At 67.6% G+C, this 11,258-nt stretch carries 9 protein-coding genes and 1 pseudogene; 7 read left to right on the forward strand and 3 right to left on the reverse strand.

The window, feature by feature from the left end; translation table 11 throughout:
* Together ACGF07_RS35355 and ACGF07_RS35360 are read right to left on the reverse strand one after the other, a co-directional pair.
* A partial coding sequence (locus ACGF07_RS35355; RefSeq protein ID WP_392905748.1) for a S1 family peptidase occupies positions 1-866 on the reverse strand: 866 nt, incomplete at its 3' end.
* 102 nt (positions 867-968) lie between these two features.
* Positions 969-1,475: a hypothetical protein gene (locus tag ACGF07_RS35360; RefSeq protein ID WP_392905750.1), complete on the reverse strand. Its 507-nt coding sequence runs from the start codon at positions 1,473-1,475 to the stop codon at positions 969-971.
* Positions 1,476-2,025: 550 nt separating this feature from the next.
* Between ACGF07_RS35360 and ACGF07_RS35365 the strand changes: the two genes are divergently transcribed.
* The 7 genes and pseudogenes from ACGF07_RS35365 (at position 2,026) to ACGF07_RS35395 (ending at position 7,875) form a co-directional block, all read left to right on the forward strand.
* Entirely contained in the window at positions 2,026-5,511 is a 3,486-nt protein-coding gene (locus tag ACGF07_RS35365) for a chemotaxis protein (RefSeq protein ID WP_392905752.1), read from the forward strand.
* A gap of 12 nt (positions 5,512-5,523) precedes the next feature.
* Positions 5,524-5,925 (forward strand): hypothetical protein, encoded by a 402-nt coding sequence (locus ACGF07_RS35370; protein ID WP_392905754.1) that lies wholly within the window; start codon positions 5,524-5,526, stop codon positions 5,923-5,925.
* Between the two features lie 181 nt (positions 5,926-6,106).
* Positions 6,107-6,346: a hypothetical protein gene (locus ACGF07_RS35375; protein ID WP_392905756.1), complete on the forward strand. Its 240-nt coding sequence runs from the start codon at positions 6,107-6,109 to the stop codon at positions 6,344-6,346.
* A gap of 55 nt (positions 6,347-6,401) precedes the next feature.
* Positions 6,402-6,500: pseudogene (locus ACGF07_RS35380) on the forward strand (transposase); the annotation flags it as partial.
* The gene (locus tag ACGF07_RS35385) at positions 6,491-6,817 is read left to right on the forward strand and encodes a transposase (protein WP_392905762.1); all 327 of its coding nucleotides are present in this window, start codon (positions 6,491-6,493) and stop codon (positions 6,815-6,817) included. The pseudogene ACGF07_RS35380 and the gene ACGF07_RS35385, both read left to right, overlap by 10 nt.
* Entirely contained in the window at positions 6,814-7,095 is a 282-nt protein-coding gene (locus ACGF07_RS35390; RefSeq protein WP_392905757.1) for a hypothetical protein, read from the forward strand. The genes ACGF07_RS35385 and ACGF07_RS35390 overlap by 4 nt, the downstream gene beginning before the upstream one ends.
* A 270-nt stretch (positions 7,096-7,365) precedes the next feature.
* A complete protein-coding gene (locus tag ACGF07_RS35395) occupies positions 7,366-7,875 on the forward strand; it encodes an Imm1 family immunity protein (protein WP_362563897.1) in 510 nt (169 codons plus the stop codon).
* Positions 7,876-8,136: 261 nt separating this feature from the next.
* Here ACGF07_RS35395 and ACGF07_RS35400 read toward each other — a convergent pair whose 3' ends face one another.
* A complete protein-coding gene (locus ACGF07_RS35400) occupies positions 8,137-10,683 on the reverse strand; it encodes a Helicase associated domain protein (protein WP_392905760.1) in 2,547 nt (848 codons plus the stop codon).
* Between the last annotated feature and the right edge of the window lie 575 nt (positions 10,684-11,258).

The raw sequence follows: 11,258 nt of genomic DNA on the forward strand, positions 1-11,258 counted from the left end.
TTTTTGGAGTTGTGGGCGAGGACGCCGTCGGTGCCCAGCGCGAAGATCTCGGCGGTCCTGGTGTCGGGGTTGTAGACGGAGTTCACGACCGCGGAGGAGTAGTCGACCTTGACGTTCCACGCGGCAACGGTGTTCTGGATCCATCCGGCCAGATCGTCGATGCGCGTGCTGTAGGCGCCAGTGCGAGTTTCGGTGGTGGGGGTCCCGAGGCAGCCGCCCTGCCAGGAACGTGAGGCCACAGCGACGAGCTCCGCCCTTCCGTTCGTATCGCGGACGGCGGGGGCGCCGGTGTCGCCCATGCAGACCGCGGCGCCTCCAGTGCCGGTGATGCCGATCCCACCGGCGCTCACAGTGTCGAGGGTGAAGGCGCCGGTGTGGGGCTTGTCCGGCACCCACTCGTCCTTGGTGCGCCCGTAGCCGTTCACCCGCAGACTCTGTCCGGCGCTGGGTGCGGTGGTGGCGACGGGAAGGGGCGTGATGTTGGTGACGGGGGTGGCCAGGCGGGCCATGACGAGGTCGCGGTCCTGGCGGGCCACCAGCTCGGCGATGTCGGCGGCCTTGCCGCCGACGGTGGCGGTGGTCTTCCACTTCGGAGCACCGGTGGCCAGCGTCTGGGGCTGGGCGGGGTCGTCGGTGAAGCAGGACGCCGCAGTCAGCACCCAGTACCGGTCCACGAGGGCACCGGTACAGGCGCGGAGGTTGTCTCCGATGACCAGACGCACGGTGGCGGTGTAGGCGGCGTCGGACGACGGCTCGCCGGCCACGGCACCGGCCGGAGTGGCAGTGAGCGTGGTCAACGCGCCGGTGGCCGTGGCGACGGCGAGCAGACCGGTACGCCAGGAGCGGGACAAAAACTGGTGGGCCATTGCTCGGAATTCCTGTCGGATGAGAAGGATATGGGGTCAGCCAGCCAGGTGATGCGCAGGCCGACACCGTGGGCGGGGCCATGGCCCCGGGCTTCGCGGATGTCAGCCGGTGACGCGGAGTTCCACCAGCGTTGAGCGGGCGCCGCCTATGGTTCCCTCGCCGACGCTCTTGTAGCCGCCCTTGTCCACGCTAACGGTCTGGGTGGACCCGGGAACGCTCAAATTGGCGCTGATGGGACGGTCGGCGGCCTCCAGCCCGAAGACCCGAGCGATCTCCAAGGTCAAATATCCGCCGGGGCCAGTGGCGCGGAAGCAGACGTCGCCGTTGCGACTCAAGACCTTGATCTGCGGGGTCGCAGGATCGCAATCGGCCAACATGAGACGGCCGTCGCCCTTGATGAGCTTGATGTTGCGCTCCTGCTGGATTTCTGCGGCGCCCGGGTAGGAGAAGTCCTCGATGGCGGCAGGGGGCAGGCTCGGGTCCGTTGCCGCGACGGGGGCGGAGTCGGGGCCCGGAGAGGCGGCTAGTGCCAGCGCCGGGACGGTGGCGGCCGCCAGGAGCGCGCCGAAGGCCGACGCCATGAGAAACCTGCGGAAGCGAAACGTCACGGATTCATCCTCTTCATGCTGCCCTGGAATCAGGGGTGGGGTCGATGGCCTATCTCGCTGTCAAAGCACAGGTAAGGCTGAGGTGTGCTGTGTGAAGGTACTGGACGGCAGTGATACGCAGTCAAATCATTAGGTTCGCTCATGCCTGCTGGACTCCATTGCTTCATGATTTGTCGGATTTGAGCCGGTAGGTGATGAAATGTTGTATACGTGCATATTGCGTATCGTTTCTTGCCTTTATCTCAGACATATACATGGGCCACTTGACTGGCGAGTTGGTCTGAGGGCATGTTAAAGATCTTGCCAAGTGTCGAGATGCGACACTGCAGCAGTGCGCTGCGAAATTAAGACGGGTGTTACCTTGACGCAAGGATTGCGCGCGAAGGGTGGCTGGGGGTGGGGGGTCGGTGCAATACGTGCGCTGTGTCTGGCCATGCTTCCAACTGCCCTCCTGGCGGGGCTGATTGCCTCACCTCCACAAGCGCTCGCGGAGGGCGGAGCACCTTCGCTGGGAAATGCGGGAACATTCCCGCAAACCGATCGTGGTCGAGTGGTGCAACTGTGGATCGACGGTGGGCCCGGTGTGCGGGCCGCTGCTGAGGTCGCGCTGATGGGCAGTGACGACGACGTGCGGCGGTTTCTGACGCAAGCATCCGCAGAGCAGTTCCAGGACGACCGGGTCGCTGTGGCGCAGCTCGCCACTATCGCGGGAACGGGGCTCCAGGAGGCCGCCCGTCAGGCCCTCGGTGGCACGCCTGAGCAGCTGAAAACCTTTCTGAAGGACGGTTGGAAGGCGCCGCTGTATCAGGACCAGCGGGTACGCGTCGCCCAGATCATCAGCGTCGGCGGCCCGGGGGTCCAAGAGGCCGGTCGAGCCGCGTTGAATGGCACACCTGAGGCCATCAAGCTGTTTCTTGAACAGGGCCAGTACGAGCAAAGCGACCAGGACGAGCGGGTCCAGGTCGCACAGATTCTGAGTGTTGGCGGGCCTTCCGTGATCGCGGCCGGCCGGATCGCTCTGAACGGCACCCCGGACGACGTCCATGAGTTCCTTGAGGTCGGCCAGTACGTCGCCCGCAACCGCGACCAGGAGACACTGACGGTCGCCCAACTGGCCGAGCAGGCGAAGGCCGCTGGCGTCCAGGCTGCCGCGCAGACCCAGGCAGCCAAGGAAGCGTCCGCTCGCGCGGTCAACGCCGCCAAACTGGCGAAGGAGGCGGCCGCCACTGCCGCGACCGAGACCCAGGCCGCTCAGAACGACTCCCAACATGCGGCGTCCTCTGCTGAGCGCGCAGCCAAGGCCGCCGAGCAGGCCTCAGGCGCAGCCCAGCAGGCGATCACCGCAGCCCGGGCGGCGAACAACTCGGCCCGGGTGGCGGCGAGTGCGGCTTCCCAGGCCGCGTCCGCCGCGGCGGGAGCCGCACGCGCGGCTTCCAACGCGCAGTCGGCAGCAGCCGGTGCGGCCACAGACGCGAGTCACGCTCGTGCGGCCCGTCAGGCAGCGGAGGACGCGCGCACTGCAGCCAACGGTGCCGAAGAAGCGGCAGGTGCGGCAGAGCAGGCTGGCACTGCCGCGCTGGCTGCGGGCCAAGCGGCCAAGGACGCGTTGAGCGCCGGCCAGAACGCCAGTGCCGCCGCCGATTCGGTCGATCAGGCAGGCACCTACGCGGCGCAGGCGGGCGTACAGTCGACTGCGGCCTCCCAGGCCGCCGCCGCCACCCGGCGCCAGGCGCAGGAGGCTACCCGGGCCGCCAGCGCTGCCCAGGCCCTCGCCGCCAAGTCGGCTGCCGCGGCCAATGAGGCACGTGATTCGGCTCGTGCAGCTGCCGCGCATGCCCGCGCGGCAGCGCAGGCGGCTGATGACGCGGCCGCCCACGCCGGCGAGGCATCCAACGCGGCGGAGCAGGCGACCAACCATGCCGTTGCCGCCAAGCAGTTCGCCGACGAGGCGACCAATGCCGTGGCCAAGGCCAAGGCCACGCACGACCTCGTCCAGCAGGTGGAGGCGGAGGGCTTGACCGCCCGGACCAACGCCGGTGTCGAGAAGGCGAAAGACCTCAAGTGGCAGGAGGACCAGCGCAACGCCAAGCTGGCTTCCATCTCTCAGCAGGTCAAGGACGTGGAAACCCAAGCCCGGGGCCTGACGGCTGAGGCCACCCGACCGGACGCCAACACGACGGACATCGCTGCCAGGGCCAGGAGAGTTGCGGTCCTGACCCTCAAGACGGGTGGAGCCTGGAGCCGGTCCGCGGCCGGGATCGCCCTGGCTGGTGACGACAAGAAACTCGTCGAGTACGCCCGCACCGGGTGGACGGAGGCTGCTCAGCACGATGAGCGTCAGTCCGTCGAGCGGCTGGCCGCCACGAGCCGCTCCGACGCGATCGCTGCCGCAGCACGGAGCGCTTTGGACGGGAACGACCCCGGCAAAGTGACGGAGTTCCTGGCGAACGGCCAATACCAGGCTGCCGTGCAGGACCTGCGTGTCCACATTGCGAAGATCATCTCCGCTGGCGGGCCCGGCGTGCAGGAAGCGGGCAGGGCCACCCTAGACTCAGGCTCAGTTGCCAAGTACCGAGAGTTCATAACCACCGGGCAGTATACGGCGGCTTACCAGGACGACCGAGTGCGCGCCGCTCAACTCGTCGACAGCGGTACCCCGGAGGTCGCCTCCGCCGCCCGGATCGCGCTCGAGGGCCCGGCCCGACAGTTGCGCTCATTCCTCCAGACCGGCCAGTACCAGGCCCAGCGCGAGGACCAGCTGGCCGCTACCCACGCCGCACAGATCGATCAGATGGTTGCGGAGGCCTCCGTCGTGGCAGCCACGGCCCAGCAGAACGCCGCGGAAGCGGGACAGGCTGCTGCCACGGCACGAGGCGCAGCCGCAGAGGCAGCCCAGTACAGCCAGCAGGCCCAGAGCTCGGCTGCGGAGGCCCAGAAATACTCCGCGCAGGCAGCACAGTCAGTCAAGACCGCTGACGCTTCCGCAGCACGTGCCGCCCAGTCGGCGACGACTGCACGCAAGGCCCAGTCCGACGCCGTCGCCGCGACGAGCCGTGCGATCAACTCCGCAGCCAGCGCCCAGTACTCGGCGAACTGGGCCAATGAGTCCGCCAGTGCCGCTCGCACCGCAGCGAAGAGCGCGTGGGACTCCAGCATCTCCGCTCAGCAGGACCGGGACGCTGCCGACAAGGCCTACCGGGACGCATTCGCCACAGCGGTCGAGCTGGACAAGCGGGACATGGCCGACTGGCTACGGGAACAGGACAATCTTCGCAAGGTCGCTGCTCAGGCCAAGGCACAGCAAGGTCAACAGCAGGACCAGCAGGACGATAGCTGGATCCCGTCCTGGCTCTCCGGAGCAGCTGACTCGGCCTGGGACCTGGCCAAGCCGTTTCTCAACCCGGACATCTGGATCGGCGCAGGCGAAACCGCCATTGGGGTGTCCGCCATGGGCGCCGGTGTGACCGAGGACGTCGCCGGCGGCGTCGTCTGCCTCACCGGGGTGGGTTGTCTGGTCGGCGCCCCAGCCATCGTTATGGGAACCACACTCGTCGTCGGCGGAGCGGCCGTCACGGTGGACGGGATGGACCGCTTCAGTAACGGGATCAAGACTGCCCTGCGGGAAGCCCAGGAAAGCGGAGGCGCCAGCCGTGGGGCCTCGCATCCCATCGACGAATCGGCAAAGACTTTCGACTCGGAAGAGCGCAAGGTAGCCGATCTGCTCGCTGGAGAAGGGCGTCATGTCAAGGCTGTCCTCGAGTCGAGGAAGGACGGACAAAGGACGTATGACGCCCTGGTCGACGGGGTGCCTACCGAGTTCAAGAGCCTTCGCCCCGGCGCCACTTCGGGCACTGTCAAGAACCAGCTCAACAGTGCGAAGGGGCAGGCGATGGATGCGATCGTTGACGCGCGTGGCAGCGGACTAGATGAGGCTGCAGCTCGTGAAGGAGTGGTGAAATTCCTGAAGGCGAATCCTCCTGGGAGAATGAACTCGATCCGTGTCGTCGGCGATAACTTCGACGTCACATGGCCATAAGGGGAAGACAACATGAGTTCCCGACACTATATTTTCGTTCAGCCAGCTGACCTGGGCTCAGACATCGTTGCCGACCTCTCCGCTGCTTGCGGCGAGGAGCTTCGACGGGTCGGCGCGGAGCACGTCGACTACGTCGCAACGATCGGCGGTACGACACGTGCTGAACTGAACCTCTCGCATCCTTTCGAAGAAGACCAGGGCATCCCCTTCGAACGGTTCCGAGCCGTGATGGAAGTGCGAGATATCGACAGGGACGCGGACCGGCAGCTGGCCGTCGCGCGCAGGATCGTCCGCCGACTGGCGGATACCAGGCGGTATTGGGTAGTCCTGGTTTACGAACTGCAGTCCTACATCGAGTCGGCTGCGCCCGGGGCCGCGGGATCACAACTCTGGCCCCCAGCGATGGGAGCGTAGTTGGTTGAGAGGCTGTCCGTGAGTGCAGGTTTGTTATCCCGTCAGCGCGCTCGCTGATGGCAAGGTGGGGCTGTCACGCTGAGCGTTTGTGACGGCCCCACCAGCCGGTGGGTGGGGCCTCGGCTGGGGGGAGCGAGCCCACGCGGCCTCGCTGCGCTGCCCCAGGGACCGTACGCATGGATTGCTGTGGCCCACCGTCTACCTGCCGACCGCCGGTCGGCCCTGGTCCGGCCGGCCGCAAGCGCGACCGACCCGGAGCATCCTCGCCGACATCGGCCACACCCGATCGACCGGCGGCTGCTTCACCGGCCCGGGCCGGCTCTGGCTCGCCGAACTGCCACTGCCGGACGCCTCCCGCCACGTGGTGGACGGCCTCTTCGCGGTCCTGGCCGCTCTGCAACCGCAGATAAACGCCGCTTGATCGGAGTCTGGCCGCCTGCGCCCGCGGCGATCCCCGCGTCGCCGCGCTCAGGGAGCTGCCCGGCGTCGGCTTCCTCACCGTGCTGGCCGTTGTCGCCGAGGTCGGAGACAACACGCGCTTCCCCTTCGCCCGCAAGCTCGCCTCCTGGGCCGGACTGGCCCCTACCGCGCAACTCCGGTCCGCACCGTCCACCGCGGGCGCATCTCCAAGCAGGGCTCCCCCTGGCTGCGCTGGATCATGTGCGAGGCCGCCCAGACAGCCAAGCGCCACCCTCCTGCGCCTCTGCCTACCAGGAGCCCGCCGCCGGGGCAAGAAGATCGTCACCACTGCGATGGCCCGCAAGCTCCTCACCCACGCCCCACGCCCCGCGCGACCTCCACGAACGGCACGCCGCATGCCGCAGGCCCACACCTGCACACCGACCGACAACGACAGTCCCGCACTTCGGGTGAGCTCCCATCTCCTGCATGAGACGGCCGACCGCACGGTGTACTGGTGGCGCCGCACCTGGCCCGCTCACACCTGCGCCGGGTGCCCGCCGGTCGCGCTGGCCGTCACCGACGCCGGACACCTCGCGCGGGCCCCATCAGGTCTTCGCGGACGTATCCGCCGACTGCTGGCGCGGCCGGTGGTGCAAGGAGGTCCGCAACGACAACGACGACGGCTGGCGCGAGCACCACGACGTCGTGCCCATCGTCGCGACGACCCTGGACCTGCTGGCCGAGTGCGGTCCCCTCGGGCCGGTGTGATGCGCTTCGGCCGGGGGCGTCCTGAACCCGCGGCGACAGGGACCGGGTCAGCGGCCGTCGAGGGCGTAGATGCGGACCGGGTCCTTCCCGCTGATCAGCCGGTACCGGGCCGGGTCGGACTCGACCAATTTGATCATCTCGCTGTCTCGCACGCCGCCCGAGTCGAGCGCGAGGTACTGCGCACCACTGCGGCTCAGGTCGGCCCCGAACGCCTTGAGGTCGTCACGGTCTGGTTCCCGATGCCTGGCGGAGTATGGAAGTGCAAGGGTTATGGAACCCATAAGGGGCGGTGTTCCGACTGATATGAAGAAAATTGCCGAAGTCCGGTTCAGGTCGGACCACATGGAGAATCCCGGCTATCTCAATTCTGCCGATGATGTCGACGTTCTGATCGAAGAACTTCTCACCGGCTCGGCATACGAGAATCTGGCCCAGATCATTCACCTTTCCAGAGATGGCGTCAAGCCAAGGATTCCGGGCTACGATCTTCCCGAGCTACCGGATCATGACTTCCAGGTAGGAGTGGATAAGGATCTGCAAGTCGGGGTTCTGCTCTTCATTGATGAAACTGGAAACTTTGTATCGGCAGGGCCCTCGGAATCAAGGAATTCGCCCGTGTACTTCATTGCGGGGCATCGGACCGAGTTCCGCGATCAGGTCGAGATCCCCATCGACCTTGTGCGAGAGGCCGTGAAGGAGTTCCTGCTCTCCGGAGGCCAGCGCCCTACTTGCATCAGCTGGAAGAATCAGTATCCGGAGGATGACCTGGATACAGCTTGATAGCGTTGTCGCCTCGCCGATATCAGCGGCGAGGCGACAACAGGTCGAGCGAGAAGCATGGAACTGTCGTAAGCCTTATAGGTTGCCCACTGGCCCTGCGGGTCAGGATGGCTGGCTCGCTGAGAAAGCCGATGGTCGAACCCGGCCAACCAGGTGAGGTGAAGCCAGGAGGCCGCCACAGGGCGGCGGTCTTCTAATGCTTTCTCAGGGCCTCGGCAGCGTATCGCCGGGCACGGAACACCGGCCGGAGCGGGCCCGGGCCTACCAGGCCACCCCGAGGGCTTCCAGCTGTCCGCGCTGTTCGGCGGACAGCTTGTCCCGGCGGGCCTTGGTGTTGTTGAGCCACGCGCCCAGCGACAGCCCTTCGCTGGTCTTGTGCGAGCGTGGAACGCGGGCGTGGCCCTCTCGCTCGACGAACTGGGCGAGGGCTGCCAGGTGGAGCTGGAAGCGGTCCGCACGGGACAGCTTCGGCTTTGCCTCGACGGCCTGCTTCGCGGCGACCAGCTCCTGGTCCTCCTGGATGCCGATCGCCGACAGCAGGTCCCGCTGGTCCTCGACCAGGTCGGGCCAGCCGGCCCGCTGTGCCTTCACCCAGCGTCCGAGCTGTTCGCCCTCGAACACGGTGTCCACGGGCAGCGTGGTCCAGTCGACGCGGCCGTCGCTCTCCAGCCACCACTGCCGCGCGGTGGCGTAGGTGCGCTGCCAGGTGATCGGCCAAGTGGGGCACCACCACGGGTCGATCTCCTCCAACGCGGCCCGCCGTTCCGGCGCGAGCGCGCCGGGCTGGTCGGCCGGCACCTGCGCGGCGGCGCGCAGCTCGGCGAGCCAGGTGCCGATCGCGTACCCGCCGATGGAGGCCCGGGCCGGCGCGGCCAGCGAGCCGCCGTGGCCCTTCGCCCAGACCCGCGCCCAGTCGAGCCCGGCCTCGAAGCGGGCGTCGGAGACGGACCAGATCATCCCGAGGGCATCCAGCATGTCCACACGGTGGCGCGCCAATTCCCCTGCGGCGTGCTCCGTCCGCCGGTCGGAAAGCCATTTCCCGAGCGGGAAATTTCCCTCCTCGCCGACCATCGCGGAATAGGGGACGTCGAGGCCGCCGGTCTCCTCGTGCCACCGCCTAGCGTGGTTGATCCCCTCCCGCCAGAACTGGTTCTCACCTGTCAGCACCCGCGAGGCGATGAACAGCGCGAGCACGTTCTCGTCCACCGGCGTCTGGAACCGCACCGGCAGCGTGAACGCCCCCGCCCCGTCCTCACCGAGACCGCTGCCACCTGGCCCGGAAGCCGCCTCGGCGCTGCGCCCCTTGGTGCGCTTGCCGGACTTCTGCGGTACCGCGAGGGCCTCGACGACCTTGGCGTCGTGGCTGCGCAGCGCGGTCAGGATCTTGACCAGGGGGCCGTAGGAGTCGGACTCCAGGATGTCCCCCGGCTCCTCTCCTGCTTTGAGGAAGACGGGGACGATCAGGCTGGCGGTCTTTCCTTCTCCGGGCTGCATGCGCAGGGCACGGCCGATGGCCTGGACGATATCCACCATGCTGCCTCGGCCCTGGAGCATGACCGAGTCCGCATTCGGCATGTCGACGCCCTCGCCCAGGACCTTGCAGTTGCTGAAAATTCGGTGCTTGAGTCCGTCGTCTTCCTCGCTCTTCCCGAAGTCGCCGATCAGCTCCTTTCGGTAGTCGATGTCGTGCTCGCCGGAGAGCCACTGTGCCCAGAACTCTGGCGGATATTTTTGCGGGTTCTCGAAGTGCAGCTTCTCCACGGTCTGGTTCAGCGTCTCGGAGAAATAGCGGGCCTCGATCGTGCGGTTGTGGAACGTGATGCACCGCTCCAAGTCGCGCTCCACGACGGTCTTGACCAGCCCGGCCTGGATGGCGGCGATCCGCTCGGCCGGCACCTCGTCCTCGCTGCCGTCCTCGGCCTCACCGACACCCGGCCCCCACGGCACGCCCTGCCGTTCGGTGGCCTGGCGGTCGCCGAACGGGTCGCGCAGCTCCAGGACCACGATCTCGAACGGCGCCAGCAGCTTGCGGTCGATCGCCTCCGCCAGGCCCAGGGAGTACACGTGCGGGCCGTAGATCCGCTGGTCGTCCATGGACACCGCCAGCTCCTCCGGCAGCGGTTGGTGGGCGTCCTCGCGCCGCCGCATGGCACTGCTGGGCGGCGCCCAGATCCTGGGGGTGGCGGTCATGTACAGCCGGCGCTCCGCCGGGATCTCCGCCTGGTCGTGCACCACCGTCCACGTCTTCTCGACGCTGCCCGACGAGCGGTGTGCCTCGTCGCAGACCATCAGCGCCAGCGGCGGCAGCCGCTCACCCTGGGGGAGCTGGGCCCAGTGGGCGTAGGCGTCCGCGACGGCGCCCACCGAGGTGTAGGTGGCGAACAGGGTGGTCGGCCGGCGGTGCCTCGCGGCATGGGCCAGCCACATGCCGATCCTCAGCGGGCTCGTGGTCGCCATGACGCCGTAGGGCAGCTCGGAGTCGACCAGGGAACACACCGCGTGCATGTCCCCGGAGCGGCCGGCGGCCCGCCACGAGCCGATCATCTGCACCAGCAGGTCGAGCGTGGGCACCACGACCAGGGCCACACCGCGGGGCGCGAGCTTCTGTCCGGCCGCAGCCCCCACATAGCTCTTGCCCGACCCGGTGGCCATCTGCACCGTCACCCGCAGCCCGTTGGACGGGACCGCCTGCCCCGGACGGGGCGTCAGGCCCCGCACGATCGCCTCCAGGGCCTCCTCCTGGTGCCCGCGCAGCGAGACGCCGGCGGCGGACTGAGCGGCCATCAGGCCCGGCTTCACGACGTTCACGAAGACGTGTCTCCCCTCACCATTCCCCGGTCCACACCACAGACCGCGCGGGAAATTCTGACAGTGCCTTACTGATACATTCGACGGACCGGCACAGAAAATCAGCAGACCGGAATACGAACCCGATGGAAGCGACTATCCGGAAGAATATCAGAGCCCGGCCACGATGTCCGACAAATACCCGAAACATGAGGGTCAGCACCCCGGTTCCGGCGGGTTCACCTGACGGGTCAAGACTGATACACTGGGGACCGTTGCTCACCCTGCCAGGGTAGCGCACCCCGCCCCGCCGAGGAGAACGAAACCCGATCCAGACCGTGGACTAGACCAATCCGGCGGGAGTAAAACCTACCCGCACACGCCCCCGACACGCCACCCCTGCCCCCAGTCAGCCAACACCAGATCAGCCAAAGTCCCAGCTTAACGACTTGAACAGACATCAGCCCACCGGCACCATGGAGCGAAGCGGAGTGGTGCCGACCCGGACGCGAAGCGCCGGGCCCACCCGGGCGAAGCCCGGGTGCGGACACGCGGAGCGGGTCCGCCGATCGCCCGAAGGGCGATCGCGAACGGAG

Origin of the sequence: Kitasatospora sp. NPDC048194 (assembly GCF_043202455.1) — a bacterium.
Lineage (GTDB): Bacteria > Actinomycetota > Actinomycetes > Streptomycetales > Streptomycetaceae > Kitasatospora.

What these genes read in the sequence shown, in the direction of transcription:
- ACGF07_RS35370 (WP_392905754.1), top strand. Translation starts at nt 5,524, where the DNA reads ATGAGTTCCCGACACTATATTTTCGTTCAGCCAGCTGACCTGGGCTCA.
- ACGF07_RS35390 (WP_392905757.1), top strand. Translation starts at nt 6,814, where the DNA reads ATGAGACGGCCGACCGCACGGTGTACTGGTGGCGCCGCACCTGGCCCG.
- ACGF07_RS35395 (WP_362563897.1), top strand. Translation starts at nt 7,366, where the DNA reads ATGGAACCCATAAGGGGCGGTGTTCCGACTGATATGAAGAAAATTGCC.